General features: G+C 63.0%; 29 protein-coding genes and 3 pseudogenes. 15 read left to right on the top strand and 17 right to left on the bottom strand.

Annotated features, from left to right (window positions below; all coding sequences use genetic code 11):
• Positions 1–137: 137 nt before the first annotated feature.
• Positions 138–1025, bottom strand: a complete 888-nt coding sequence (locus HYG82_RS38885; RefSeq protein ID WP_179263233.1) for a DUF8155 domain-containing protein — start codon at positions 1023–1025, stop codon at positions 138–140.
• Between the two features lie 58 nt (positions 1026–1083).
• Between HYG82_RS38885 and HYG82_RS38880 the strand changes: the two genes are divergently transcribed.
• Entirely contained in the window at positions 1084–1785 is a 702-nt protein-coding gene (locus HYG82_RS38880) for a lipoate--protein ligase family protein (RefSeq protein WP_179263231.1), read from the top strand.
• A 64-nt stretch (positions 1786–1849) separates the two neighbouring features.
• Entirely contained in the window at positions 1850–2407 is a 558-nt protein-coding gene (locus HYG82_RS38875; protein WP_179263229.1) for a DUF7529 family protein, read from the top strand.
• Between the two features lie 41 nt (positions 2408–2448).
• Here HYG82_RS38875 and nadC read toward each other — a convergent pair whose 3' ends face one another.
• Positions 2449–3264 carry a carboxylating nicotinate-nucleotide diphosphorylase gene (gene nadC / locus HYG82_RS38870; protein ID WP_179263227.1) on the bottom strand — a complete coding sequence of 272 codons (816 nt, stop codon included), beginning with the start codon at positions 3262–3264 and terminating at the stop codon, positions 2449–2451.
• Positions 3265–3412: 148 nt separating this feature from the next.
• Between nadC and HYG82_RS38865 the strand changes: the two genes are divergently transcribed.
• Positions 3413–4618, top strand: a complete 1206-nt coding sequence (locus HYG82_RS38865) for a mechanosensitive ion channel family protein (protein WP_179263225.1) — start codon at positions 3413–3415, stop codon at positions 4616–4618.
• Positions 4619–4702: 84 nt separating this feature from the next.
• Here the strand turns inward: HYG82_RS38865 and HYG82_RS38860 are convergent, their stop codons facing one another.
• Together HYG82_RS38860 and nadA are read right to left on the bottom strand one after the other, a co-directional pair.
• A complete protein-coding gene (locus HYG82_RS38860; RefSeq protein WP_179263223.1) occupies positions 4703–6325 on the bottom strand; it encodes an L-aspartate oxidase in 1623 nt (540 codons plus the stop codon).
• A gap of 2 nt (positions 6326–6327) precedes the next feature.
• Positions 6328–7461 carry a quinolinate synthase NadA gene (gene nadA, locus HYG82_RS38855; protein ID WP_179263221.1) on the bottom strand — a complete coding sequence of 378 codons (1134 nt, stop codon included), beginning with the start codon at positions 7459–7461 and terminating at the stop codon, positions 6328–6330.
• 205 nt (positions 7462–7666) lie between these two features.
• Between nadA and gfo6 the strand changes: the two genes are divergently transcribed.
• Positions 7667–8737: a D-xylose 1-dehydrogenase Gfo6 gene (gene gfo6, locus HYG82_RS38850; RefSeq protein ID WP_179263219.1), complete on the top strand. Its 1071-nt coding sequence runs from the start codon at positions 7667–7669 to the stop codon at positions 8735–8737.
• 377 nt (positions 8738–9114) lie between these two features.
• On the opposite strand, the gene HYG82_RS38845 is transcribed toward gfo6, so the two are convergent.
• Positions 9115–10098: an LLM class flavin-dependent oxidoreductase gene (locus HYG82_RS38845; RefSeq protein WP_179263217.1), complete on the bottom strand. Its 984-nt coding sequence runs from the start codon at positions 10096–10098 to the stop codon at positions 9115–9117.
• Positions 10099–10409: 311 nt separating this feature from the next.
• Here HYG82_RS38845 and HYG82_RS38840 point away from each other — a divergent pair, with 311 nt between their 5' ends.
• Together HYG82_RS38840 and hmgA are read left to right on the top strand one after the other, a co-directional pair.
• Entirely contained in the window at positions 10410–10808 is a 399-nt protein-coding gene (locus tag HYG82_RS38840) for a hypothetical protein (RefSeq protein ID WP_179263215.1), read from the top strand.
• A 113-nt stretch (positions 10809–10921) separates the two neighbouring features.
• Positions 10922–12148, top strand: coding sequence for a hydroxymethylglutaryl-CoA reductase (NADPH) (gene hmgA / locus HYG82_RS38835; RefSeq protein ID WP_179263213.1), 1227 nt, complete (start codon positions 10922–10924; stop codon positions 12146–12148).
• Between the two features lie 136 nt (positions 12149–12284).
• Here the strand turns inward: hmgA and HYG82_RS38830 are convergent, their stop codons facing one another.
• Positions 12285–12809: a DUF5817 domain-containing protein gene (locus HYG82_RS38830; protein WP_179263211.1), complete on the bottom strand. Its 525-nt coding sequence runs from the start codon at positions 12807–12809 to the stop codon at positions 12285–12287.
• A 98-nt stretch (positions 12810–12907) separates the two neighbouring features.
• Positions 12908–13240: a DMT family transporter gene (locus HYG82_RS38825; RefSeq protein WP_179263209.1), complete on the bottom strand. Its 333-nt coding sequence runs from the start codon at positions 13238–13240 to the stop codon at positions 12908–12910.
• Between the two features lie 130 nt (positions 13241–13370).
• On the opposite strand from HYG82_RS38825, the gene HYG82_RS38820 reads away from it, so the two are divergent.
• Positions 13371–13712 carry a cupin domain-containing protein gene (locus HYG82_RS38820; RefSeq protein WP_179263207.1) on the top strand — a complete coding sequence of 114 codons (342 nt, stop codon included), beginning with the start codon at positions 13371–13373 and terminating at the stop codon, positions 13710–13712.
• Positions 13713–13785: 73 nt separating this feature from the next.
• A pseudogene (locus HYG82_RS38815) lies at positions 13786–15153 on the top strand (NRAMP family divalent metal transporter).
• A 57-nt stretch (positions 15154–15210) separates the two neighbouring features.
• On the opposite strand, the gene HYG82_RS38810 reads toward HYG82_RS38815, so the two are convergent.
• Together HYG82_RS38810 and HYG82_RS44365 are read right to left on the bottom strand one after the other, a co-directional pair.
• Positions 15211–15369 (bottom strand): hypothetical protein, encoded by a 159-nt coding sequence (locus HYG82_RS38810; RefSeq protein WP_179263205.1) that lies wholly within the window; start codon positions 15367–15369, stop codon positions 15211–15213.
• 291 nt (positions 15370–15660) lie between these two features.
• Positions 15661–15789, bottom strand: a complete 129-nt coding sequence (locus HYG82_RS44365) for a hypothetical protein (RefSeq protein ID WP_284145007.1) — start codon at positions 15787–15789, stop codon at positions 15661–15663.
• 176 nt (positions 15790–15965) lie between these two features.
• On the opposite strand from HYG82_RS44365, the pseudogene HYG82_RS44710 reads away from it, so the two are divergent.
• A pseudogene (locus HYG82_RS44710) lies at positions 15966–16085 on the top strand (DUF7509 family protein); the annotation flags it as partial.
• A gap of 20 nt (positions 16086–16105) precedes the next feature.
• Here HYG82_RS44710 and HYG82_RS38805 read toward each other — a convergent pair.
• Both HYG82_RS38805 and icd read right to left on the bottom strand, forming a co-directional pair.
• Positions 16106–16549 carry a GNAT family N-acetyltransferase gene (locus HYG82_RS38805; RefSeq protein ID WP_179263203.1) on the bottom strand — a complete coding sequence of 148 codons (444 nt, stop codon included), beginning with the start codon at positions 16547–16549 and terminating at the stop codon, positions 16106–16108.
• Positions 16550–16784: 235 nt separating this feature from the next.
• Complete coding sequence (gene icd / locus HYG82_RS38800) at positions 16785–18047, bottom strand: isocitrate dehydrogenase (NADP(+)) (protein ID WP_179263201.1); 1263 nt, start codon at positions 18045–18047, stop codon at positions 16785–16787.
• Positions 18048–18916: 869 nt separating this feature from the next.
• Here icd and map point away from each other — a divergent pair.
• Positions 18917–19813 (top strand): type II methionyl aminopeptidase, encoded by an 897-nt coding sequence (map, locus tag HYG82_RS38795; protein ID WP_179263199.1) that lies wholly within the window; start codon positions 18917–18919, stop codon positions 19811–19813.
• A 124-nt stretch (positions 19814–19937) separates the two neighbouring features.
• Here map and HYG82_RS38790 read toward each other — a convergent pair.
• Positions 19938–20137, bottom strand: a pseudogene (locus tag HYG82_RS38790) (DUF7835 family putative zinc beta-ribbon protein).
• A 253-nt stretch (positions 20138–20390) separates the two neighbouring features.
• Here HYG82_RS38790 and HYG82_RS38785 point away from each other — a divergent pair.
• Positions 20391–20930 (top strand): HIT family protein, encoded by a 540-nt coding sequence (locus tag HYG82_RS38785; RefSeq protein ID WP_179263197.1) that lies wholly within the window; start codon positions 20391–20393, stop codon positions 20928–20930.
• 136 nt (positions 20931–21066) lie between these two features.
• A complete protein-coding gene (locus HYG82_RS38780) occupies positions 21067–21477 on the top strand; it encodes a cupin domain-containing protein (protein ID WP_179263195.1) in 411 nt (136 codons plus the stop codon).
• Between the two features lie 24 nt (positions 21478–21501).
• Here HYG82_RS38780 and HYG82_RS38775 read toward each other — a convergent pair whose 3' ends face one another.
• The gene (locus HYG82_RS38775) at positions 21502–21738 is read right to left on the bottom strand and encodes a glutaredoxin family protein (RefSeq protein ID WP_179263193.1); all 237 of its coding nucleotides are present in this window, start codon (positions 21736–21738) and stop codon (positions 21502–21504) included.
• Between the two features lie 146 nt (positions 21739–21884).
• On the opposite strand from HYG82_RS38775, the gene HYG82_RS38770 reads away from it, so the two are divergent.
• The gene (locus HYG82_RS38770; protein WP_179263191.1) at positions 21885–22364 is read left to right on the top strand and encodes a redoxin domain-containing protein; all 480 of its coding nucleotides are present in this window, start codon (positions 21885–21887) and stop codon (positions 22362–22364) included.
• Positions 22365–22398: 34 nt separating this feature from the next.
• Here the strand turns inward: HYG82_RS38770 and HYG82_RS38765 are convergent, their stop codons facing one another.
• The 4 genes from HYG82_RS38765 to HYG82_RS38750 form a co-directional block, all read right to left on the bottom strand.
• Entirely contained in the window at positions 22399–22764 is a 366-nt protein-coding gene (locus tag HYG82_RS38765) for a helix-turn-helix domain-containing protein (RefSeq protein WP_179263189.1), read from the bottom strand.
• A gap of 145 nt (positions 22765–22909) precedes the next feature.
• Complete coding sequence (locus tag HYG82_RS38760) at positions 22910–24163, bottom strand: tRNA (N(6)-L-threonylcarbamoyladenosine(37)-C(2))-methylthiotransferase (RefSeq protein ID WP_179263187.1); 1254 nt, start codon at positions 24161–24163, stop codon at positions 22910–22912.
• A 132-nt stretch (positions 24164–24295) separates the two neighbouring features.
• A complete protein-coding gene (locus HYG82_RS38755; protein WP_179263185.1) occupies positions 24296–24643 on the bottom strand; it encodes a DUF7471 family protein in 348 nt (115 codons plus the stop codon).
• 315 nt (positions 24644–24958) lie between these two features.
• Entirely contained in the window at positions 24959–25114 is a 156-nt protein-coding gene (locus HYG82_RS38750) for a hypothetical protein (RefSeq protein ID WP_179259078.1), read from the bottom strand.
• 164 nt (positions 25115–25278) lie between these two features.
• On the opposite strand from HYG82_RS38750, the gene HYG82_RS38745 reads away from it, so the two are divergent.
• Complete coding sequence (locus HYG82_RS38745) at positions 25279–25875, top strand: HdeD family acid-resistance protein (protein ID WP_179263183.1); 597 nt, start codon at positions 25279–25281, stop codon at positions 25873–25875.
• 82 nt (positions 25876–25957) lie between these two features.
• Complete coding sequence (locus HYG82_RS38740) at positions 25958–26977, top strand: LLM class flavin-dependent oxidoreductase (RefSeq protein WP_179263181.1); 1020 nt, start codon at positions 25958–25960, stop codon at positions 26975–26977.
• Positions 26978–26980 lie beyond the last annotated feature (3 nt).

Genomic DNA, 26980 nt, shown 5'->3' with positions numbered 1-26980 from the left:
TGGCAAATTTCGGGCCCGTCGGTCGGACGTTCCACCGTCCCCACGGCTCCCCGCTACGTCCGGTTTCGACGGCGGCGTTTACGGGAAAAGCCGGCTGCCACGTGACGAAAATCAGCGCCCGTTGATCGAGGGATCGGTCAGGCGACCTCGCTCGAGCGAACGCGAACGCGAATTCGCTCCCCGGTTTCGAACGAGCGATCCGGGCAGATCAATTTCGCGCCGAAATCGCCGTCCCGAGCGCAGAACAGCGACAGTCCGGTGATCGGCTCGTCGTTTGCCGTAACGGTCACGTCGTCCCACGCGACCGTCCGGCCGTCGACCACGCCAAGTCGGTCGCCGTTTAACGAAACCACGGGTTCGCAGCGGCTCTCCGGTTCTCCGTCTCGATCGAGTATCCCACCTCCCTCGTAGTGGGGCAATCCCCCGTCTACGACGCCACCGCCGTCGATCCGCACACCGACGAAACTCGTTCCCGGGTCGGGATGGGCGGGCGCGTTCAGCACCGCGTAGGTGTCACCGCTCGAGACGACCTGGCCGGTCCCGTCCCACGCGAGCGAACGGATCGAACAGTCGAGTTCGATCGGCAGCGATCCCGACGCACGATAGGGATTCTGATCGGGTTCGCGGAAGCCGACGTGGAGGTGATTGTCGACCCACGGTGCGAAAAACCCCGCTCGGACGAGGCGACCCAGGGAGTCACCGCAAGCGACTCGGTCGCCGGCCTCGACCGCCGGCTCGACATGGAGGACGCGGGCCGTCAATCCCTCGACCGGGCCGGGGCCATCGCAGTCGATCAGAATCAGATGGTCGTGGTCGGGTGCGTAGGGTTTCGGCGGCGCACGGACGGTTCGAGTCTCGCGGACGGAGCCGGCGACCGGGCTCGGCGCGACAGTGGTCCGGCCATCGACCTGCGTTCCGGGATACAGATCGATCGCACGGCCACCGTCGTGGGCCGGATACGGGGAGTTGTACAGCGAGAACCGCTCATACTGCGCTAACGTGTCTTCTGAAAGGGTGACAGCCATCGATTACCGTGATATGGGTGACGGGAGTGTTTAGGTGCATCGCGTTCGACGGTCCACTATGCGCGTGTTTCGCGGCCGAGCAGCGACGATCGCGGCCGACCGCGACGTGAATCACCGATTGCTGTCCGTCGCCGCCGGCGGCGAGTGCGCCGTCCGCGTCTGGATACCCCACCGCCAGATTGCGTTCGGCCGGCGAGATACCCGACTCGATGGGTACCGCCGCGCTCGCGAGGCTGCACGGGAGCACGGGTTTCCCCCGGTCGAACGCGACGTTGGTGGTCGAGCAGTCGCGTACGACGGCGAGACGACGCTGGCGTTCGCTCGCGCCGAACCGACCGACGATTTCCGAACCGGAACAGCCGACCGATACGATCGGGCCACTGTCGACATCGAGGAAGCGCTCCGATCGGTCGACCTCGAGCCGATCCGCGGGGAGCCGGACGATTCGTTCTGTCCCGGAACGCACTCGTTGTCGGTCGCTGACGAAACCGATGGCGGACGACCGCGAAAACTCGTTGGCATCGCTCAGCGCGTTCAGCAGGACGCTGCGCTCGTTGCCGGCATCGTTCTCGTGGCCGACCGCGAGAGACTGACGGACGTTCTCGAGGGAGTCTATCGGACCCTCGGAATATCGTTCGATCCGGCATCCGTCGGGACTGTCGAAGACGCAGGTGGGCAGCCCGGTCCCGCGACCGTTCGGACTGCGCTCGAAGACGCGCTGATCGGCGATGCACAGACAACGGTGACGAACGTCAGGTAACGTTTTTCCGCTCCGCGTTGTCCGCCTCGAGTATGACGTCACGAACGCAACCGGAGGGGACCCGATGACGGCGGATCGTTCGGAAACGCCTGACGAGGCGGCAAACGCCGACCGTTCGAACTCGACCGACTCGCTGTGGGGCGACCTCGTTCAGGATTCGAGGGCCATCGCCGAGGAGTACCGCGAGGACGGTTGGGACGCCGTCGTTCTCGAGCCGACCGATGTCTCGCCGGTCGACGAAGACGCACGAATCGGACTGGACGTCTCGGTCTCCGACGAGGAGTACGACGCCGTCGCGGAACGCATCGAGGAGGGAGCGGTGACGATCACGGCGGCCGACGTCTACTACCGCCCGCTCGCGGAGGACGGTGGTGACCGACGCGTCGCGCTTGCGGTCGAGCGAGACGATGACAGCGAAACGGCGATCGTAATCCCGATTTCGTACGACGTCGCGAACGTCCGATCCGTCTTCGAAACCGCACTCGTCGAGGAGGAACTGCTGATTCACGTCCTGTCGAACCCGGACGACGGCTGGGTGAGCTTCTCCCACGACGATCCGTCGCTCTTTCTCGAGGAGTCCGACGTGCAGGCGTGGAACGCGCAACGAGAGAGTGGCAAGTGAGAGGCACGAAGATCAGACGGAAAAACAGCGACTGAGATAATTTACTCGCCCGTACGAAACGACAGGTCAAGCGACGGTGCCGAGTGAGTAAGCGAACCCATCGAAATCACGTCGACGCCCGTCGCGGCGTACTCCGGAACGTCTGCGACGGTGATGCCGCCGCTGGCTTCGGCCAGCACGCCCCCGTAGTCGGCGAGTTCGCCGACCGCCGCCCGCGTCTCCTCGGGCGTCATGTTGTCGAGGAGGACGACGTCCGCACCCGCCTCGGCCGCTCTGGGCGCGTCCGAAACGGTCTCGACTTCCACGTCGATCTTCGTCGCGAACGACGTCCGCTCCCGAAAGTGGGCGACCGCGTTCTCGAGGCCCATCTCCTCGATGTGATTGTCTTTGACCATCACCATGTGGGAGAGATCAAGCCGATGGGTGTCACCGCCACCCGCGACGACGGCGCGTTTCTCGATGCCGCGCAGACCGGGCGTGGTCTTTCTCGTCGCGGCGATGGCCACGTCGTCCGATTCGGTCCGCGCGTTCTCGACCGCCTCTCGCGTTCGCGTCGCGATTCCCGAGGCGTGGCCCGCGAGGTTGACAGCGACGCGCTCACCGCGGAGGACCGCGCGAGCCGAGCCGTCGACGCGGAGCAGTTCGTCACCGGCTTCGACGTCGGTACCGTCTTCGAGTCGGTCGGACGCGGTTACGTCGAGGTAGTCGAAGACGGCCGCAGCAACCTCGAGGCCGGCGACGGTCCCCGATTCTTTGGCAACGAGTCGGCCGATCGTCTCCCCGGGAACCTGATTGCTGACGTCGTGGTGGCCGACGTCCTCGCGCAGCCACCGTTCGATTTGTGCGTCGGTGATCATACAGCCGTGACCTCCGGTGGGGCCCCGGCGAGAATAAAGGAACCGTTTGCGCTGACCCCAGACCCGCCTGTTCGATCCGGAGACAATCGTGTAATATTGACAGTTATTTTTCAGAAACTATTACTTCGTCCATCCGCCTTCTTCTGGTATGAATGCGGTTCTCCTCGACCTACTCACGCGGCTCTTCGATGGCGTCCCCGGCTGGCAGGCGACGATTTTGCTGGTCGGCATCTCCCTTACCATTGCGGTCGCGCTCGAGGTCGTCGTACTCCGAACGCTGCTTCGATACACCAGTCGGACGAAGACGCAGTACGATCACATCCTCGTCGAGGAGCTTCGGTTGCCGATCGTCGTGACGGCCGCGCTGACAGGCGTCTATCTGCTCACGCAGGTCCCCTCTATTACCGAAACCGTCCTCGTGACGGGCGATCAGCTCGAAATCTTCTTCGGAAAGCCCTCACTGTCCGTCATCATCATCGCGTGGGCGTTGGCCTCGAACCGGATCGTCAACCGATTCGTCGAGGAGGTAAAGGACAAGGGTTCGCGGTACGACTTCGCTCCCGTCTTCTCGAACGTCTGGACACTGATCGTCTTTGCGGGCACGATAGCCACCCTGCTGTCGCTGTGGGAATACAGCATCTCGCCGCTGCTCGGGGCTGCCGGCGTCGCTGGTATCGCGGTCGGATTCGCAGCCCGGGACACCGTGGCTAACTTCTTCGGCGGGATTGCGCTTTACTTCGACGATACCTACAAGCTGGGTGACTACATCGAACTGGATTCCGGCGAGGCGGGCACCGTCGTCGAGGTCGGTATCCGATCGACGACGCTCATGACGCGCGACGAAGTCCTCGTCACGGTCCCCAACTCTGTCCTGAACGCCGCGAAGGTGATCAACCAGTCCGCGCCCCAGCGCCGAAAACGCCTCGCGGTCCCGATCGGCGTCGGATACGGGACGGATATCGACGCATTCGAGGAACTCGTCCTGGAAATCGCGGCCGACGAATCGCTCGTTCTCGATTCACCGAAACCCCGGATGCGGTTTCGGGCGTTTGGCAACTCGGCACTCCAGTACGAACTCCTCTGCTGGGTGGCTGCGCCGACACGTGCGGCCAGAGCCACGCACGAACTCAACAGAGCGATGTACAAGACCCTGACTGGGGCGGAAATCGACATTCCGTTCCCCCAGCGCGAGATCCACATCTCGAGCGGGGAGGTGACCACCGAGTGGACGGACACGACCGCCGAAGAGGCGGACGTGACCACCGAGTGGACGGACACGACCGCCGAAGAGGCGGAGTCGACGCAGCCGATTCGCGGCGATGGAAACGAGCCACCGTCGGACCCGCGAGCGTGACGACGGACCGGATACCGTCTGCCACTGTCGAAACGGAAAACACGCAACCGACGGTCAGGATGCGAAAGGAGATCCCACCAGTCCCTAGGCGGGAGGCGCTTCGTCGTCGACGACGTAGTGACAGCCGACCGACTCCGTGTTCTCGCCGGCCGCACGCGCGATCAACAGCGCGGTGACGCTGGCGTTGCGAAGTTCGTAGAGGTCTCGAGCCGTTCTCGTGCGGATGTAGGCGTCGACCTCTCCCTTGAGCCGCCGGAGGACGGCGCTCGCTCGGGCGATGTCGTCGGGATTCCGCTCGAGACCGAGATGCTCGTCCATCGTCTGTGTCAGGCGCGTGAACTTCTCCGCCGCGAAGCGCTCGGGCAGTTCGGGATCGCGATCCAGGAGTTCGGGCGCTTCGACGACCCCGGGTTCGTAGCCAGTGGCATCCGCGCCCGCCCGGAGGCCCCAGACGAGCCCCTCGAGTAGACTGGTACTCGCTAGACGATTCGCGCCGTGGACGCCGGTTCGGGCGCACTCGCCGACGGCGTAGAGCCGATCGAGGCTCGTTCGCCCGCGGTCGTCGACGTCGATCCCGCCGCAGAGGAAGTGTTCGCAGGGAGCGACGGGGATTTCGTCGCTCTCGATGCCTCGGCTCCGGCATTTCTCGGCGATGGCGGGATAGTCAGCCTCGAACTCGAGGGGGCTCACGTCGAGGACGACCTCGCCGGTCCGTTCGCGCTCGGTCTCGACTGCGCGGGCGACGACGTCCCGTGGCGCGAGATCGCCCTGCGGGTGGTAGTCCTCCATGAACCGCTCGCCGTCGCCGTTTCGAAGGGCGGCCCCCTCGCCGCGCAGCGCCTCGGAGAGCAAGAACGGGTTCTCGCCGGCGTATGCAGTCGGATGAAACTGGATGTACTCGAGGTCCGCGACGTCCGCTCCGGCGAGGGCGGCCATGGCGATGCCGTCGCCGGTGGCGTCGTCGGGGTTGGTCGAGCAACCATAGAGCGCACCGATGCCGCCCGTCGCGAGGACGGTTGCACCGGCGTAAATCGGGTGGCCGTTCGGAGTTTTCTCTCCCGGGCGCTGCCCGTTCACGGCTTCGCCGTTCGCTTCATCGAGGCCCTCACTTCGGTCGCGCCTCTCACCGCTCGAGTCATCCGAGGGGCGTGACCCCTCGCGGTCACTGACCACGCCGTGAACGCGGCCCTCGGCGGTGATCAACTCGAGCGCGGCGGTATCCTGGCGAACCTCGATGCGGTCGTGGTCGTCGACGTAATTCAGGAACGGCCGCAGGATGTGCGTCCCGGTCGCGGCGTCGACGTGGAGAATGCGGTACTCGGAGTGGGCGGCCTCGCGCGTGTAGTCGAGGTCGCCGTCTGATTCGTCGAATCCCACATCGAGGGTGTCGATGAGCACGTCCTCGACCGCGTCGTCGGCATTCTCGACGAGGACGTCGACGGCATCCGGATCAGCGGTGCCATCGCTGGCGTCGATGATGTCTTCTTTCAGCGACTGCGGGTTCCCGCGAGTCGTCGAGATGCCGCCCTGGGCCCAGTCGGTGCTCGCGCCGTCGGGTTTCGTCGCTTTCGTCAATAGGAGGACGTCCGCACCCTCCCTGGCGGCCGCGAGCGCTGCTGCACAGCCTGCGATGCCGCTGCCGACGACGAGGACGTCGATCGTTTCGCCATCGGTCGTGGTCGCCGTGCCAGTATCGGTTTCGGTCATGATCAGATCTCGAGCATGCGATCGAGCGCGACGCCCGCGAGTTCCTTCTCTTCGGGCGCGACTTCGATCACGTTGTGTTCCCGACCCTCGACGAGTTCCTCGAGGACCCAGGCGAGGTAGTTGGGATCGATCTGTCGCATGGCGTTGCAGTCCATGCAGGCGTCGCCACAGAGCGGCAAGACGTTGACCTCGGGGTGCCAGCGCTGGAGGTGGTTCGTGAGGTGGATCTCGGTGCCGATCGCCCAGGTGTCGCCGGGATCTGCATTTTCGATCGTTTCGCAAATCGTCGCCGTCGATCCGGCTACGTCCGCCGCCTCGACGACTTCGCGGCGACACTCCGGGTGGACGATGACCTGTGCATCGGGGTGATCGTCGCGAATCGCTTCGATATGATCCTCGCGGAACCGCTCGTGGACCTGACAGTAGCCGTCCCAGAGGATGATGTCGCTGTTTGCGACCTCGTCGGCGTCCTTGCCTTCGGGGTCCCAGGGATCCCACTCGGCTATTTCGTCTTCCATGCCGAGGCGGTGGGCGGTGTTCTCCCCCAGGTGTTTGTCGGGCAGAAAGAGCACCTTGTCGCCCTTGTCGAAGGCGTACTCGAACGCTCTGTGCGCGTTCGAGGACGTACAGACGAGCCCGCCCTGGCTCGCACAGAACGCCTTCAGGTCCGCGTAGGAGTTCATGTATGTGATCGGGATGATATCCGCATCGGGCGCCGCATCGGTAATTTCGGCCCACGCGCTGTCGACCTGCAGCGCTTCGGCCATCCCTGCCATCGGACACGATGCCTCCATGCTCGGGAGGATAACGGACTGATCGTCGTCCGTGATGATGTCCGCGCTTTCAGCCATGAACGTCACGCCGCCGAAGATCACGTACTCGGCATCCGCCTCGGCTGCCTCCTTCGAAAGCTGATATGAGTCTCCGATGAAATCGGCGTGCTCGACGATCTCCCGTCGCTGATAGTTGTGCCCCAGGATGACGACATCGTCGCCGAGTTCAGAGAGCGCCGCCTCGATACGTTCGGTCCGTTCTTCCTCCTCGAGGTCCCGGTAACGGGGCGGCAGTTGCTCGAGATTGTCGTATTTGAACAGACTCAAATCGGTTTCCAGTTCCGCCGTTTCCATCTTGACCATCTTGCGTCACCTGTGATTGATCGTATGTCAGTCGCGGCTATTGAATAACTTTTTCCTTCGAAGAAGGAGTCTGGGCGAATACCATCGATTGATACGACGATCGAAACGTAGCGGATCGTCTACTACCGGCGACGACAGGTTCTCGTTGACGAGATTCAGGATCACGCTCACTGAGACACATTTTGGCAGAGGACCTACCAGGGGTATGGAACTCGAAGACGCGTTTTCGGACTTCATGCGTCGAGACTGGCAACGCAAGCAGGCTGACGGAACGATCCGACTCGCCGTTATCGGGATCGGTGAATTCGCACGTCAGCGCGCGTTGCCCGCGATCGCGGAGGGAAGCTATTGCGAAACGTCGATGCTGGTCACGGGATCGCCGGCCCGCGTATCGGACGTCGCCAGCACGTACGACGCCGAATACGTCGTCGGCTACGACGCTTTCCTCGCGGGCGATCACGTCGACGCCTACGACGCGATTTACGTCGCAGCCCCGAACGCTCTTCACGGACGGTACGCGACCGCCGCGGCCGAATTCGGAAAACACGTCCTCTGTGAGAAGCCCCTCGAGATCAGCGTCGACCGCGCTCGGAACGTCGTCGATGCCTGTAACGACGCCGGAGTGACGCTGATGACGGCCTACCGACTGCAGACGGAACCGACGGTTCGCCGCACTCGCGACCTCGTCCGCGATGGCGTGATCGGCGACGTCGTCCAGGTCCACGGCGGCTTCTCCCATCCGCTGCTCGAGCATTCGGACCCCGACACCTGGCGACTCGACCCCGAGCTCGCCGGCGGCGGCGCGCTGGTCGATCTCGGGATCTACCCGCTCAACACGATCCGATTCCTCCTCGAGTGCGAGCCGACGACCGTCTTCGCCACCACCCACTCGGCCGGCGGTCCGTTCGCGAACGTCGACGAACACGTCGCGTTCCAACTCGAGTACGAGACCGACGCGACGGCGTCGTGTACGGCGAGTTTCGACGCCCACGCGAGCAGCGCACTCGAACTCGTCGGCACCGAGGGGATGATCGACATCGAGTCGCCGTTCGGGGGCGTCGTTCCCCAGGAGATGACCGTCGAGAGCGGCGACGTACGGATGGAGTACACCGGTCCACGGATCGACGAGGTTCGCGAGGAGTTCGACTACTTCGGCTACTGCGTGCTGACGGGAACCGACCCCGAACCCGACGGCGAAGACGGGCTTGCGGACCTTCGCACCATCGAGGCCGCCTACGAGTCGGCCGATACGGGCCGTCGGATCGACCTCGAGTGAGCGGCCGTTCGAACCGGCCGTTCGAACCAGCCGTTCGAACCAGGTGGTCTCGAGGGAGTTCACGACGTTCTCAGTATCGGTACTGGAACCGCCGTCGGTGAGGCGGTGATCCCGCGGCCCGAACGGCAACTCGCCGAAGCGGGTCAGCGCCGCCCGAATCCAGTCGAACCGGCTACGTCCCAGCCCAGGGTTCGGCCTCGGCCCGTCGATCGGCCTCGATTCGGTGCTGTGTTTCGCCGATGAAATCCGCAAACGACGTACTCGTGGATGGTTCCTCGATGTCCCCCGAACTGTGTCGGGACGGACAAAAACACCGGCCGTGGATTCGCGAGGCCCACGCCCGGACGTGAGCTCGCGTGTTCGCATCGTTTCGGGTGCTAGAGCCGATCCGGTGCGAGCGCTTCGATCGTCATCTCAGTCACATCGTTCGAGGCTGGCTCCGGAACGACGACGATCGGGTGATCGATCCCCGTCTCATCGACGAGCGTCCGGAGTTGCTCGCGCGCTTTCTCGGGCGTTCCGGCGACTCCGAGATCGGTGAGCATGTCGTCGGTCACTGCACTCGCCGCATCCCGTTTATTACCGTCGCGCCAGGCCGCAGCGACTCGGTCCGCTGCATCCGGGAATTTCATCGCGACCGCCCGCCTATACCCCTCGCCGCTCCCGACGTAGTAGGCGATGTGACGGCGCAGGGTTTCGCGTGCCTCCTCTCGATCGTCGCTGACTGCGGACGGGACGTACGGCGCGATCGTAATCTCGGCCGGATCGCGGTCGCGTTCCCGAGCGGCCGCCACGACCTCCTCGAACGCCTCGTCGAGTCGGGAGAAGGGAATGTTGTGGGGAATCCACCCGTCACAGAGTCGGCCGACGACCCGACGGTTGGCCGGTCCGAGACCGGCGTGATAGATCGGTACCGAGACGTCGAGCGGCGGGAACGACGACGCCTCGAGCAACTCGCCCTCGTATTCGACCGGTTCGCCGTCGCCGGCGGTGAACGCGCGAACGAGTTCGATCGTTTCGTGAGCGCGTCGGACCGGCCGGTCGAACGACAACCCGTGGAGCCCTTCGACTGCAGTGGCCGTACTCGTCCCCAGACCGAGTGTGAACCGGCCATCCGACGCGTCCTCGAGCGAGGTCGCGGTCATCGCGAGGACTGCCGGCGAACGCGAATACACGTTCAAGATCGCCGTTCCGATACGGATCTCGTCGGTTCGACAGGCTATTTCCGTCGCCTGAACAGCGGCGTTCGCTCCCCAGAGTTCTCCAATCCAGATGGCGTCGTATCCGCTATCTTCGGCACGAACGGCGACATCTGCGAGAGATCTGTCGCCGAAGCCAGTCACCATGAGTCCGACATCCATACGCCGCCAGTGGATGTCCAGCGATAAAAATGGACTTGCTCGAATGAACAGTTCTCGAGACAGTGGGAACTTCGAACTCGGCGATCCAGCCTCAGCACTGACCGCTGCAATCGAGATGGCGTGACCTCGAGGAGAACCGTCTTTCGGAACCGATCCTGCTCGAGGCAACCCCGACGGTCGATGCGGCGGTGATCCGGGGGTTCCCGTCAAACGGACAGCGAAGACGGTTCGAAAGCACGAAATTCCTGGCACACGTCCGAGATACTGCAACGGAACGCAAGCTTGACCTGTCTGCTCGTTGGCCGACCCGTATGATCGACCGCGAGGGCCGAATCGTCTTCGGATCGTTCTTGCTGTTCGTACTCGTTCAAGCCGTCTCGATCGTCGTCGAACGCCAGTTCGGGTTCGCACGTTACGGCCGACCGCTCCCGTCGCTGTTCCTGTTTGCCGGCGTCGCTGTTGCGCTGCCGCAGCTCTATCTCGTGTTTTTCGAAGACGGTTCCAGTCCCACGCCCCGCAGTAGACTGCGGTTCGCTGCGATCGCGACGGCCGCGTTCGCCGCCGCCTTCGCCGATGGAACCGGCGGAACGCACTTCCCGTTGACTGCGGCGGTCGGAGCCGGCGCGATCCTCGGGCTGCTCTGTTACGAAACGCTCGAGGAATTTCGTTCGTCGGGTGCCGATTTCGCGTTCGAACTGGATGATCGATGATCGGTGATCGGTGATCGGTGATCGGTAATCGGGATTGCTGCACGATGGTCTGCGGTCGTGACCGTCCACGGAAATCAGCAACTGTTAGGGGTCCCCACTGTCTCGATCCATCCATGACAGACCCCGAGGATCTCGCCGAGCGGGTGCACGACGGCGACCTTCGACTTCACGAACTCGAGGAATATGCGGACCACGACGACGCTGCGAAAGCGCGCCGATTGCTCGTCGAACGCGAGACGGGAGCGGAACTCGATGCGATCGGCGACTACGCGTTTCCGGCCGAGCAGGCGGACCCGAACGTCGAGAACATGATCGGGGCGGCGCAGGTTCCGATGGGTGTCGTGGGGCCCGTCGACGTAGACGGCGGCGCGGCAGACGGCGAACACTACCTGCCGCTCGCGACGACCGAGGGAGCGCTCCTGGCGTCGGTCAACCGCGGGCTAGGAATAATACGTGCTGCGGGCGGGGCCGAGGCGCGCGTCACGAAAAACGGCATGACTCGCGCGCCCGTGTTTCGGGTCGACGGCGTCGCCGAGGCCGCCGACACCGTCGAGTGGGTCGCGGATAACCTCGAGGCGCTGCGGGAGGCCGCCGAATCGACGACCAGTCACGGCGAACTGCTCGACATCGAGCCGTACGTCGTCGGCGATTCCGTCTTCTTGCGCTTCGCCTACGACACCAAGGATGCGATGGGGATGAACATGGCGACGATCGCAACCGGCGAGGCCTGCGTACTGGTCGAGTCCGAAACCCCCGCTTCGCTCGTGGCCCTGTCGGGGAACCTCTGTTCGGACAAGAAGCCAGCCGCGGTCAACGCCGTCGAGGGACGGGGACGCTCCGTGACCGCCGACGTGTTGGTGCCCGGCGAGCTCGTCGAGAACCGACTCCACACAACCGCCGACGCTATCGCGGAGGCCAACACGCGCAAAAACCTGATCGGTAGCGCCAAGGCCGGCAGTCTCGGGTTCAACGCCCACGCCGCAAACGTCGTCGGGGCCGCCTTCCTCGCGACCGGGCAGGACGAAGCCCAGGTCGTCGAGGCCGCCAACACCATCACGACCATGGATGCCCGCAAACGCGCCGACGGCACGACCGACCTCTACGCCAGCGTCTCGCTCGCCTCGCTCGAGGTCGGGACCGTCGGCGGCGGGACGAAACTACCGACGCAGGCCGAAGCGCTCGAGATCCTCGGCCTCCGGGGCGGCGGCGATCCGCCGGGCTCGAACGCCGACGCGCTCGCGGAGATCATCGCCGTCGGCGCACTCGCCGGCGAACTCTCCCTGCTCGGCGCGCTCTCCTCGCGACATCTCGCCAGCGCACACGAGGATCTGGGCCGGTAAGTGCCAGTAGACGAGTAGACGATGAGTTCCACGTTTACAACACAGCTCCGCTCGATGCGAAAGTCGAGCGGTGACGTTCACCGAGACACAGTGAGCGACGAGCCGGGGGGAGACATCGACCTCGAGTTTCGTCGCCTCAGAGTAATCGATACCGACCACGGCTCTCACTGACGACCCCACGCCGCATCAGTTTCTCGAGCGCCGTCTCGACGTACTCGGGGGACACCCCGCGCTCGCCGGCGTACGCGACGATTTCGTCCTCGGTCGGCCGGTCGAGCGCCTCGAGAGATCCCTTCACGATTTCCTTTTTGCTTCCGCTGCGGGCGGGCCCCCGGGGGTCTCGATCGCCGGCGGCCTCGACTTCGTCGACGTCCAGTCCGGATTCCTCGAGATATTCCGCCTCGTCGACGACGCCGTCGGCGACGTCGTCCTCGAGTGCTGCGAAGGAATCGAGCCTGGCGAAGGCCTCGCCTTCACCCTGGCGGTTCGCGAGCATCGACGCCCGAACGTCGCGAGCGTGGGCGGCATCGTCGGTCTCGACGAATTTCTTGCGCTTCTCGTAGGGCCTGCGCGAACCGCAGCGGGGACACTGGGTCGTCTCCGAGCGCCCCTCGATGATCCAGAGGTTCGAGCACTCGCCACAGCCGACCACGGCGTACATGGCTCGCAGTGGGCCGTCCGAGTAGTTCAAGGTTCGGTAAGCGAGGCGGAAGTAGTCGTGTCGTCACGGGAAGCGTTCGCCACTCCAGCGGCGGCCCGTCAATGGGTCGAGACGTCGGAGACGATAGTGAGGCAGTACACGCCTGCGAGGATCAGCCCGACCCCGGCGACCGCTGGGGCATCGAGTCGCTCGTCGAACGCGACGACGCCGATCGACGCGACGCCGACGATGCCGAGTGCGGCCCACGTCGCGTAGACGATCCCGACCGGCAACTCCTCGAGCGTGAGCGAGAGGAGATAAAAGGCGACACCGTACCCGACGACGACGCCGAGACTCGGCAGCGGCCGAGAGAACCCGTCGGACAGTTTGAGCGCCGTCGTTCCGAACAGTTCCGATAAGATCGCGCCGCCGAGGATCACGTACGGATTCATACGAGACATTGCTCAACGAAAATTTATAGCGGCTTCGGCTCGCGACCGGCCCGATGCGACGGTGTGGGTGACCACCGGGACCGCCAGCGGTATCCGCGGAAATTTATGTTTCGCCGACGTGTTCCCGTTTATGGAACGCGTTTCCCTTGCCGACCTCGAGTCGTCCGAAGTCGCCGACGGCGTCCAACTTGCGCTGCTGGCCGGAACCGATTCGATGAACGTCCAGCACTTCGAAATCGAACCCGGGGCAGCGCTCGACGAACACAGCCATCCGCACGAGCAGACGGGATACATCGTGGAAGGCGAGTTGACGTTCACCGTCGACGGCGACGAAATCGTCTGCGGGCCCGGCGATTCCTACGGCATCCCCGGCAAACAGGCCCACGCTGCGGAGAACCGCGGCGACGAGACGGTCCGCGGTGTCGACATTTTTAGCCCACCGAGGGAGAACCCGAGCTGGGACGACGAGTGAGACCACCGACCTGATCACCCCTATTATCGAGAGATACCACGGAGTTATATAATGCCGTTCGAAAGGACGGGCGATGACAACCGAACGGCACATGCGAACAGTAGATCGGATCAAAACATCTCTCGAGCGTCTGGGGCCGACGTGGCTCGCCGGTGCGATCGCGGCGGGGCCAGCGACGCTCGCCAGCCTTCTAGTGGCTGGTGCGAGCTTCGGCTACGCCCTCCTGTGGGTCGTCGTCCTGTCGGCGGCGTTGGGAACGGTCGGACAGTACCTCGCGATGCGGCTCGGATTGCTCACCGAAGCTGGGATCGTCGCGGTCGTCGAACGCCGACTCGGTTCAGGCTGGGCCTGGATACTCGTCGCTGACGTCGTGCTGGCGGCAGGTCTAGCCCAGCTCGTCATCATGAAGACGGTGGCATCGGTCAGCGCAACCATCGTCGAAGCGACAGGAGTTGGCGTCGGCGTACTGGCCGACCCGCGACTCTGGGGAATCGCGTGGGCACTGATCCTCGCGCTGGGCCTCGCGGGCGGCGGTTACCGCGTCGCGGAAATCGGTGCGAAGCTCCTCGTCTCGACCGTCGTCTGCGCGTTCGTCGTTTCCGTGTTCATCGTTCCGATCGATCCCGCCGCTGCGGCGACCGGGCTCGTCCCCAAAATACCGGCCAGCGTCGACGGCGCGCTCGTGGCCGCAGGAATCCTCGGCGGTGCCGTCCACGTCACCCTCCTGACCATGCAAAGCTATACCATGCGTGCGCGCAACTGGACCAGCCGCGACGCGGACGTTGCGGTCGTCGACGACGGCAGTTCGATGCTCGTCGCGTTCGGGACTTTCAGCCTCGCTGTCTTTCTCGTCGCAGCGAGCGTCCTTCCTGCGGCCGACATCGATCCGGCGATGATCGGTGGGATACAGGCCGCCGAGACGCTCGGCCCGATCGCCGGCGAATACGCCACCTGGCTGTTCTTCGCCGGACTGCTTGGTGCAGCGGTGTCGACGCTCGGCGGCAATACGATCGTCCCACCGTACCTGCTCGCCGACTAACTCGGCTGGTCGCAATCCATCGAGGATTCCCGGTATCGAACCGCGATCGTTGGGGTCGCGCTCGCTTCGGCTATTGGCCCATTCCTCGCAGGGGCGTTCTTTCAGTTGCTCGTTCTCACGTTGGCGTTCGGACTCGTTGGGACGCCGTTCGCTATCGCGGTGATTCTTTACTTGTTGAACGACCCCGCTGTCGTTCCGGAGACGAACGCGTTGCCGGCGAATATCGGTGGTCTCGCGCTGTTCGCCGTCGCCGTCGTTCTCGCCGGCGAGTTCGTCCGCGGCGAACTCGAGACGATCACCGAACCACTCTCGGCGTTGGTCGTCGTCTTCGCCGCAGCGGTGGCGCTTGCGATTGTCGGGCTGGCCGGAAAATACGTACGCGATCGGGCTACCGCTCGCTGATTCGGTCGTCACGCCCGCGAAGCGAACGGTTCGATGACTGCTGGAGCGCTCGAGTCATCACCATCCGACGGCCGTGACTACCGTAAAGAAAACGAGGAGTCCCCCGCCAGTGATAGCAGCTGTAACCGCCAGCGAGAGCAGTAGACGGCTATCCGTCTGCAGCGTCCGTGCCGTGGGTGTTTCCGCATTCGATGGGACCTGAAGTTCCTGTTCCATATCAGTGACGCCCACGGCCTGTGCCTTGAAAGTCAGTCAGACATCCGAAAGACGCCAATCGCGGAGCCTGTCCTCTCGAGGATCAGCGACCCGTGCGCCGAGTGACCTGCTTTCTCGACCGGACCGATCCAACTACCGGACGAGTTTGCCACAGACTCCTCGATGAACCGTGCGTTGCTACTCGTCGTTGTCCTCGAGTGCATCTCACCCCTGTCACATCAGTTCGCGAATCCGTGTTCCAGAATACCCTCACCGAGCGAAGTCGCCAGATAAAAGGAATAGAGCCCGTCGCTATCGGGCGCTTTCCGTTTCCGATTCTCTCTCGAGTCGATCCCGCAACTCGCCTGCGCTCCGTGGGCCGTCTTCTACGCGCACGTCGAGAACGCGAAAATCCGTTTCGATGCCGATCGAGCGTTGCATCGCGAGGTACTCCTTGAGCGAGAGGATGCTCTCCTCGGACAGTATAGTCGACGGTGAACGTCATTGCACACCCCGCTCGCGAATTCGCGGCCAGCGAGTACTCGCTGGTCGCAGCAGTGCGAGCCGTGGGTACATCGTTTCAATGAGTACTACCTCGTCCCCCTGCCGTCCGCGACCGCTGGGATGCCCGTGTCTACTCCTCCGACGACCGCGAGGAATGGTGTAGACAGCTTCGACTGTTCGGTCGCGACCTGGTTCGCAGAGAACGGACGGGCGAACTGCCGCGACTCGGGTAATCGTCACGGCACGCTAGAGTTTACGGTCCCTCGAGCGGTTTCTGCATTTCGACGTGGGGGATGCCGGCTTCTTCGAACTCCGCGCCGCGTCGTTCGTAGCCGAGTTCGCGGTAGAACGGCGCCGCCCGCGTCTGCGAGTGTAGCTTCAGCGTCACGAATCCGAGCGCGTCGGCTCGCTCCTCGAGGGTCGCCATCAACGCACGACCGACCCCGTTTTCCCGCCACGACTCGCGGACTGCGACGCGTTCGACCGTCCCAACCCCCTCCCCGAGGTCGCGGAGCCGTGCGGCACCGATCGGCTCGTCCCCGCCGTATGCGACGAAGTGAATCGCCGTCTCGTCGTGCTCGTCGTACTCCAGTTCCTCGTCGACGCCCTGCTCTTCGACGAATACCTCGTGACGGACCGCGAAGGCATCCTCGCGCTCTCGGTCGGTGTCGGCGACGCGGATCTCGAGATCGTCCATCGTGGGTGCTTACGCGTGCCGTAAGTGAGTGCGTTACCCTTCCGAAGGGGAACCGATGTCGACCTATTCGTACCGCCACCTTGCACCGTGCCGTCACGATCGTATCGACGTCTCTGGAGGGGATTCCGGGATAGACGCCTCAGAGATACCTCGAAGAACGGCGATCCAAAGCGGGAGAAACGAAAACGGATCGAAAGAACGCACAAAGACGTCGGTTGACCGTCAGCAAAACGGCTTACGAAAGCTTCTCGATATTGTTGACGACTTCCTCGGCGTACTCGCTGGTGGCGAGTTTCTCGGCGTCATCGAGTTGGCGCTCGAGGTCGTACGTGACCTTCCCGGACGAAATCGTCTCCTCGACGGCGTCGCGGACGAGGTCGGCGGCGTCGTCCCAGCCCATGTACTCGAGCATCATGCGACCCGAGAGGATCATGGCGGTCGGGTTGACCTTGTCCTGGCCCTCGTACTTGGGTGCGGAACCGTGGACGGGTTCGGCGAGCAGGAGACCGTCACCGAAGTTCGAACCCGGGGCGATGCCGAGGCCACCGATCTGTGCACCGGCAGCGTCGGACATGTAGTCCCCGTTCAGGTTCATCGTCGCGATGACGTCGTACTGGTCGGTTCGGGTCAGCAGTTGCTGGAGCATGTTGTCGGCGATGCGGTCGTTGACGACGACCGCGTCCTCGGGCTGTTCGCCGTCGCGCTCCTCCCAGAGGGTGTCCTCGGTAATGACTTCGTCGCCGTACTCCTCTTCGGCGACCTCGTAGCCCCAGTCACGGAACTGGCCTTCGGTGAACTTCATGATGTTACCCTTGTGGACCAGCGTAACGGAGTCACGGTCGTGCTCGAGGGCGTAGTCGATCGCCCGGCGGATGAGACGCTTGGATCCGAACTCCGTGATCGGTTTGATACCGATACCGACGGGACCGTCGTGGATGACGCCCGTCGCGCCCATCTCGTCTTCGACGAACTCCTTGACCTGCTCGACTTCGTCCGTGCCTTCCTCCCACTCGATGCCGGCGTAGACGTCTTCCGTGTTCTCACGGAAGGTGACCATGTTCATCTGCTCCGGCTCTGACACCGGCGACGGAACGCCGTCGAGATAATATGTCGGACGGACGTTGGCGTAGAGGTCGAGTTTCTTTCGCAGGGCGACGTTGAGCGATCGGAAGCCGGCTCCGACCGGCGTCGTCAGCGGACCCTTGATCGCGACGCGGTGTTCCTTGATCGCTTCGACGGTCTCCTGCGGGAGGTTCTCGTCGTACTTCTCGCGGGCAGACTCGCCAGCGTAAACGCGCATCCAGTTAATATCGCGCCCGGTCGCCTCCGCAGCAGCCTCGAGAACGCTCTGTGCAGCGGGCCCGACGTCGCTTCCCACACCGTCGCCGTAAATAATCGGAATGATTGGGTTGTCAGGCACTTCGAGTTCGTCTTCGGCCCCCTCTTTTAGCGTTATCTTCTCCCCCGTCTCTGGTTGCTCAATCTTGTCGTAACTCATCTCGTCTACACGGTTCTTCGACGGGGGTAAAAGGTCTACCATTTCCGTTGCGGTTCGGCAAACGCCGAACGATAGCAATTCATCGCACCGGTGATGATCTCGCCGGAAACAAGGGTTCACCTCGCCACCGGCGAGATGGTTCTCGCCCGGTCGAACGGTGATTCGCCGGACGTACGGCCGATTGATCGGTCCAATCAGCACAATTCGGCCGAACGGGGAACTCCACGGCCGCCTTCCGTTTCGGTTCGCGACTCGGTCGACTCAGAGAAAACCGTTGACCGCTCGCGTCCGGCCTCGATCACGCGAACTGTCTGACGAGAAACCGCAGTGATTCCGCCATCCCGAACTCGACGAGTCCACCCGCCAGGTACGCCGTTCGCGTCGTCGACCTCGAGGATGACGGGCGTGGCCTTCGAATCGGGCCCGCGCTACTCGGATCGCTGGCGTCTCTCACGCCAGTCGAGGGGAGACGGTCGCGCGATATAACTCGCGGCCACCGTTTCACAGAATTGAGGGGCGTTAGTCGACATTTCTTCCGCGAACGGTCATACAGGCAATCATTCAGCCGGAGTCCCGCGAGCATCTCCACAGTGTCCGGTCTCGAACAACGCGTCTGTGTGTCGCGGGAGGCAGTCTCACGTCTTTCTATCGGGGCACACGTAAGAACGACGTGGCAAATCTGCACATCCCGTGCGCCGGTGGTCCCGCTGTGTCGCATCTCTGCCAAACGTACAGGGCAGTCCAACCCACCGTGAAGGGAGTGGAACCGACGGGAAGCGAGGATGGTAGCGGATAGCAATGGCAGGGGTCCATCGCCCCGACCGGCAAGAGACGGAACCTCTTTTTGTCGATCGGTCCAACCCGTGTACATGGCCGAATCTGAAGTGGACCTCGAGTCCGAGCAGTACGAGAAACACCGCGAAGCGGGAGCAATCCTCGCGCAAGTGCGTCGGGAAACAGCCGAGCGCGTCGAGGTCGGCGCCAGTCATCTGGAGATCGCCGAGTGGGCAGAAGATCGAATCCGCGAGCTCGGTGGCAAGCCCGCCTTCCCGGTCAACATCTCCGTCGACGAAGAAGCGGCTCACGCGACGCCGTCGATCGACGACGAGACGACGTTCGGCGAGGAGATGATCAACCTCGACATCGGCGTCCACATCGACGGCCGGCTGGCCGACACCGCAGTCACCGTCGATCTGTCCGGCAATCCGGAACTCGCCGAAGCATCCGAACAGGCGCTCGAGGCTGCTCTCGAGGTGATCGAACCGGGCGTCGACACCGGGGATATCGGTGCGGAGGTCGAAGACGTCATCGACGGCTACGGTTACAATCCCGTCGTCAACCTGACCGGCCACGGGCTCGGTCACTGGGAACAACACACAAGCCCCAACATCCCGAACCGTGCCGTCTCGCAAGGTACGACGCTCGAAGTCGGCGACGTCGTCGCGATCGAACCGTTCGCGACCGATGGCGGCGGGAAAGTCACCGAGGGCAGCAGTGCAGAAATATTCTCACTCGAGCGCGATGGAACCGTTCGCAACAGACAGGCTCGCGACGCATTAGAGCAGATCACGTCGGAGTTCCGCACGTTACCGTTCGCGACGCGCTGGCTCGAAACAGACCGCCCGCAAATGGCGCTACGACGACTCAAGCGCAACGATATCGTTCACAGTTATCCGGTTCTCAAGGAAGATGATGGGTTCCTCGTCAGTCAGAAGGAACACACGATCATCGTCACCGAGGATGGTTGTGAAGTGACGACGTCGTGATTTTATTGGAGATTCGATTTGGTAATTGGAAGGGAGTGTGGAGAGTTTTCGGCGGAGAGAAGGGAGGGGATTGAAGACGGGGGCAACGAGGGCTGTTCGTCGATCGATCGATAACTACCGATCGTCAGGCGTTGTTCATTCGTTGGCTCGTACGGTTCCCACATTGCTGGCATTCTGCCACCCGGTACGGTTCGGGGAAAACTGTGCGTTCTCTTTTTTCAGACTCTCGGTCCGTATCTGAACCGAGACTTCGTGAAGCGTATCCAGATCGCATTTCGGACAGTGTTCGGTCATCCCATTGAATGAGTTATCGGTCGTTGCCATTAGCAGATTACTTATCATAGCCACCTCTTAAACCCATGCTTCGTTTTGAGAACTGAGTTGTGAAAATCGCAATACAGTATTACCCATGGGCTAAAAACGCCTGAGAGAGTTTTATATCGTTTAATTTCTATTCTCATCCAGTTATGGTGCAACAGCTGGTTCGGACAGAACAGTTTCAAGCAGCCCTTGTCGGCGTACGTGCCTCGAGCAGACGAACTGAAATGCTTTAGGTGAGCCTCGAGTGGTAACGTGTATGGAGCAGGTGTTCGCACCGTGGCGGATCGATTGGATCAAGCGCGACGAGAAAAATCCGGACGTCGAAGAGTGCGTCTTCTGTGAACTACCCGAGCGGGATACCGACCGAGAGAATCTGATTGTTGCACGCAGCGAACACGCATTTGTCATGCTAAACAACTATCCATACAATCCGGGCCACACGATGGTCATTCCCCACGCCCATACTGGAGACTACACCGAACTCGAAGACGAGGTGCTCTTGGGTCACGCTCGACTGAAACAACGAACGTTCGAGGCGCTCGAGGTGACCTTCGAGCCGGACGGGTTCAATGCCGGTTTGAACATCGGCAGCGGGGCCGGCGGTTCGATAGCCGATCATCTTCACACCCACGTTGTCCCCCGCTGGCAGGGCGATACTAACTTTATGCCCGTGATAAGTGATACGACGGTGATCGTCGAGGCGCTCGATGCGACCTACGAACACCTCCGCGAAGCCTTTGTCGACCAGGATGGGACGACCGATCCCGGCGGACACAGCGCCGTCGAGTTCGCCTGAGAAATCGGCACCGAATTCGCTGTGTTCGGTTCGCGCTTCTTCGACATGTACAGAATGATTCCATTCCGTCGTAATCGGTAAATTGGGGCCGTCAACCGGTTATTTTTTGTCATCCGTTATCCTGGGAGACAGTAGCATGGATTACGAAGTAATCCACACCGACGACGTACCAATCACCGACCTCTCCACCGTCGATGAGATTCCACCGGATTTGCGAATTCGAGCGCTCGACGAAGTCCTCGATACCGACTCGCTCAACCTCAAACTCTGGTACTTCGAGCCCGGAGAGGAGATCGGGTACCACGCCCACAACGAACAGGAAGAGCTGTTCTACGTCATCGAGGGCGAGTTCTCGGTGAAAATCGGACGATCGGGCGAAGAAGAATACGTCGACGCCGGTCCGGGGACGTTCTGGATCGCAAAACCCGAAGTGGGTCACGGCCATCGCAACGTCGGCGACGACGAAGGCGTCGTCCTGGCAATCGGTGCACCCGCAGTCGAGGACCCCGGAATCGACCCGCACAGCCTCGACAACGGTGACGAATAATCGCTGCGGGGCCTCCGAGCGGCCTCAGGCGTATATCGTGTCGAGATAATCGAGGATGCGCTCGGATTCAGCCATCGTCACGCCCTGTTCGTCATCGATGACGACGGGGACTTGTCGCTGTCCCGAGACGCGTTTGACTTCGTTGCGTTTCGAATGGAGCCCCTCGACCCAGACGCTCTCGTAATCGATCTCGAGTGTCTCGAGGCGATCCACGACGTGTTCACAGAACGGACAGCCCTCCAGCCGGTAGATCGTGAGCATAAACGGTCGTATGGCCCAGACCGTCAAAAGAGTACATGTCGTTCGAACAGTGCCGAATCGAGGTAGGCCGTCCAGCGAGCTGACGCCACACGGACGCTCGTCACCGCGATACCGAGGTTTTTGTAGACGCGCGAGAGTCCACGAATATGCCACCGACCGAGGGAGAGACCATCGGCGATTTCGAGGCGGTTCTCTGTGACGGCGAGACGTTTCGCTCGGCGACGCTCTCCGACGTGCTCGGCTCTCGAGGAGGTATCGTCGTCTCTACCGGCTTCGCGTTCAGCGCGATTGCACAGAACTGGTGGAAACGGTTCGTTCGCGCCGGCTGGAACGAGTTCGAGGACGTCCCGGTACTTGGCGTGAGTCGCGACGGTCCGTATGCGCAAAACGAGTTCCTCCGCTGGCTGGATCAACCCGGGTTCAGATTCTTCGCGGACGTAAACGGCGTCGTAAGCGAGTCGCTAGATTTACTCGCCGACCGATCGCACATGGCCGGCGTGTCGACGCCCTGGCGGTCCGCATTCGTCCTCGGTCCCGATCGGACGGTCACGTACGCATTCGTCGCTGACGACTGGATCTCACCGCTTCCCCGCGAGGAGATCGAAGCCGCCGTCGCGGAGCTGTGACGGTCGCCGCGACCCGTTACGGTCACGGCGGGGGTCAGGGTTCGCAGTAGAGCGTCTTCCCGTGCTGGGCGCACTCGATCCGTAACGGGTCATCGTACGTCACCGACACGTGCTCGATCGCCTGGACGTAGTGTGCGGGCAATCCCCCCTGCGACCGCTGGTTGAGCTGCCGTATGAGCCCAGCCTCGCGGAGGTTTTCTACCTTCCTGTAGGCTGTCGACTGCGGAAGCTCGAGGGTGTCGGCGATCTCGCGGACCGTCGTCGGCTCCTCGACGGACAGGTACACCGATCGAGCGTCGTCATCGTTGAGCAAGTCCATGATCCGCCGGGGCTCACACCCGAGTTCTCCGTCCCGTTCGGCGCGCGGGCACCGGGTCGGCTCCTCGACTGTGTCGCTCATATCTGTCGATTTCCGGCGGACGGGCTTACGTTTACCTCCAATTCCCGACAACTGGCTCTCGGCGCATTCTTCAAGCGTCTCGAGGATGCCACACGAACGGACTCGAGACGTTCGAGAGCCCCATCACCGACATCGGCTTTCGGTCTCACACCGGCGTTCCGAACGCGTACATCGTCTCGTGGGCCGTGACCTCGAGGTCGACGAAGTCCCCGGGTTCGATGCCGTATTCGCTCGCGTTCTGTACGATGAGTTGACGGTACGCCGAATCGCGACATTTCACGGAGTCACCGGTACCCTCCTCGACGACGAGCACGTCCTCGCGGCGTTCGCCCACCATGTCCGCGTAGGCGTCGGCGACGATCTCGCGTTTGAGTTCGCTCATCGCTTTCGAACGCTCCTTTTTGATCGTGCCGCCGAGACCCTTCAGATCGGCGGCATCGGTGCCCGGTCGCTTGGAAAAGCGGGTGACGTTGATTTTCTCGGGGCGCGTCTCCCGAAGGAGCGCCATCGACTGTTCGTGGTCGTGGTCGGTCTCGGTCGGGAAGCCGACGATGAAATCCGTCGAAAGCGTCCAGTAATCGAGTGCCTCGTCGAATGTCTCGACGACTTCGAGATACTCCGCGACCTGGTGCTGTCGGCGCATGTCGCCGAGGACGTCGTCCGAACCGGACTGGACGGGCGCGTGCAAGAAGTCGTAGAGTTCGTCGTAGGCGGCAAAGACCGCTGCGAGTTCCCTCCGGATACCGTGGACACCTTTCGGATTCGCCATCCCGACTCGAACCCGGAAGTCGCCGTCGAGTTCGCAGATTCGCTCGAGCAATCGATGCAGTTTGCGCTCGCCGTCGTCCCAGCCGTAGACGCCGGTGTCCTGGCCGGTGATGCGGATCTCCTTCGCTCCGGCGTGGATTAACGCGCGGGCTTTTGCGACGTTTTCCTCGATCGACGGGGAATCGATCTTGCCGGTCGCGTGCTTCGTGATGCAGTACGAACAGTCGGACATGCAGCCCCGCGCGATCGGGAGGATGCCGACGACGCCGTCGAGGATGGGTTCGGCATCGGGCGTCGTCGTCGGACACTCGCCGTTGGTGACCGCTTCGGGTACCTCGTCCCAGTGAAGCACTCGACCGTCGATATCGGCCTGGGAAAACGCCTCGCCCTGGGCCAGCGCCATACAGCCGGTGATAAAGAGGTCCGCCGTCTCGTCGGCCAGTTCCTCGGCTCGTCGGAGCATATTGCGCTCCGTCTTCTCGACGACGGTACAGGTATTGAGAATGGCCACGTCCGCCTCGTCGACACCGTCGACCCGGTAGTGGCCCGCATCGCGGAGCCGTCGCTCGATCTCGCGACTCTCTCCGCGATTTGACGTACAGCCGTATGTTTCGATGTGGTACCGGGCCATTCGCTTGGAACTCTCTCGGGTCTCGCGAATCAAAAGCGCGACGGATCGCAGTCGGTTTCGGGGCCCGACTGACCGTCTCGCACTCGCCGTTCAGGACCTCGTGCGGCCAGCCTTCCGAGCGGCCGGCACGAATCAATCGTCGTACTCCGCAGCGGCGCCGTTGGACGTCGTGCCGCTCCGAAAGACCAGATAGAGGACCAGCACCGCGATCAAGAAGTCGAAGCCGTGTTCGACGAGATGGTGAATCGTCATCGGGACGAGACCCAGGACGGTTCCCAGCCCCGTTATCGACCGAACGACGAGCACGCCGAGGACGACGGTGATCAGGCAATACCGGGTCGTCCGTCGCCGGGCATACGCGACGAGTCCGACGACGAACAGGACTGTCGTCCCGAGCACCGCGAGCGTGATCACCGCGATGAGGACGGGGGCGAGCTGTGGGTCGAGCCATTCTCTGGCGACCGTCATTGCGACCACCATAGGATCGGTATTGCTACTCGGGCTGACATCCACCTATTCGCTTCGGTGTTTCCCGTGCTCCCGAAGCACGACTCCGGAACAGAGCAGTCGAGCGGCGACGGCGGGTCCGTCCCGTGATTTCTCGTCGATAGCCGCAGTTCGAGGACCCCCGTCCACATTGCGAGTGCCGCGTCTGGGGCCACACGATAGTGAATCCACTATCGACTTCGTCGTCCACGATGACGCCACGAGTCGGCCCCAATGCGGCTGGGGTCCGACGGAGCACTCTCGATGCGCGATTCACCGCCGATGCATCGTTCACCGTCGGTGCGCGGCCTAGCTGCCCGAGCACTCCTTGAGCAGGTGTTCGTGATAGACCGCCGCCGGGACGTGCTCCCCACAGAGGTCGCATTCGAGTCGGTCCTCGCCGGACTCGTTGCGCGTCTCGTCGGTCACGAGTTGCGCTGTCGCCGCCGACGTACTAATCCTCACGGTTCGACTGCGACGGACACGCCGCTCGAGAGTCGAATTCTCGCTCGAGATCGGCCAGAAACGCAGTTCGTCCGGCTTTCGGACTGGTCCGTTTCCGCGACCTACTATCAATCAGTATATATGTATTATATACGTACACGACCTACGTCCTAGCGGTGAAAGAAATGAACAGAATCACGGAAAACGTCGTTTCCGGCGGAAACTACTCTCTCGAGAACGAATGGCGGCCCCTCGCACTTACCGGCGGGATCATTGGCCTGATCGGTATTCTCGCGATGGTATTCCCGCTCGTCACGGGGCTTTCGGTATCGCTCGCGATCGGCGCGTTGCTCGTCCTCGGCGGAATCGTCCACGGCGCCCACGCGTTCACCGGACGCGGCTGGCGAGGGTCTGCCTGGCAGGCGGTTCTCGCGATCGTTTCGGTGATCGCCGGTCTCGCCGTCCTCGCGGCTCCCGCCGTCGCACTCGTCACTCTGACGCTTGCGCTCGTGGCCTACCTGATCGTCGACGGCGCGGCAGAACTGACGGCGGCGACACGGATGGACAGTTCTCCGGGTCGGACCGCGATCGCCCTCAGCGGCGTCATCTCGTTCGTCCTCGCCGGTCTCCTTTGGGTTGGCTTCCCGGCCACCGCGGCCTGGGCGATCGGCCTGCTCGTGGGAGTCAATCTCCTCGTGATCGGCCTCTCGATGGTGACCGTCGCCGTCACCGGCCGATCCGGCGACGTTGCGACCCCACCCGCGTCCGAACCCAGCGCGTAATCCATTTTTCGGAGATGGACTTCGGGTGCCATAGAGCGGCCGGATCGAACTGTTATTCAACGGCCTGTCTCGAACGCCAGGTGTGAACCTCTCGATCGTCGATCTCGCACCAGTACCTGACGGTGGAACTGCGACCGAGGCATACGAAAACACGGTCGAACTCGCTCGAACGGCCGAAGAGCTCGGTTACTCAAGATTCTGGATGGCCGAACACCACGGGATGGCGGATTCGATCGCCAGTACGACGCCGGAGGCCTTGATCGCGACTCTCGCAGCCGAAACTGACGAGATCCGGGTCGGTTCCGGGACGGTCCTGCTCAACCACTACCGGCCGTTCAAGGTGGCGGAGACGTTCGCCGCTCTCGACGCGCTGGCACCGGGCCGCGTCGACCTCGGACTCGGACGGGCGACCGGAATTCCGGCCGCCGATCGCGCCCTGGGGACCGAACGGCAGAAGCGGAATCCCGACGAAGACCACGCCGAGAAGATCGACGCGACGGTCAGCCACCTCTACGACGGGTTTCCGGACGACCATCCGTACGCCGAGTTGCGACTGCCACGCTCCGCCGACGACGTCCCCGAGGTGTGGGTCCTCGGCTCGAGCCCCTCGAGCGCCGAAATCGCCGGGTCATTCGGTCTTCGCTATTGCTTTGCCGGGTTCATCCGCCCGAGCCTCGCCGAGCGCGCGTTCGAGACGTACCGCGACGCCTTCGATCCCTCGCCCCTCGGAGCAGGACCGGACGAACCGAGCGGGATGCTCGCGGTGAACGTCGCCTGTGCCGAGACCGACCGCGAGGCTGCGCGACTTCGAGCGACCGCCGAGGCGTCGTACGAGCGGATGCGGCGCGGCGACGTCGGCTCGCCCCCGACCGTCGAGAACGCGATCGACGAACTCGGCGGCGTCCCTGAGCAAACGCCGAATCCGCTTCCCGACGGCGACTGGCCGCGTTCGATTTCGGGGAGCCCCGAGACGGTCGCAGCGCTGCTCGAGCAGCTGACGGATCGAGTCGGCGTCGACGACGTGGTCGTCCAGAATCTCATCGCCGATCACGACGACGTACTCCGTTCTCACGAACTCCTCGCGGCCGGCATCGGCCTCTGAAAC

This window comes from Natrinema halophilum, from assembly GCF_013402815.2.
Taxonomy (GTDB): Archaea; Halobacteriota; Halobacteria; order Halobacteriales; family Natrialbaceae; genus Natrinema; species Natrinema halophilum.
Note: the sequence above shows the minus strand (reverse complement) of the source record. Positions and strands in the feature narration are given on the sequence as shown.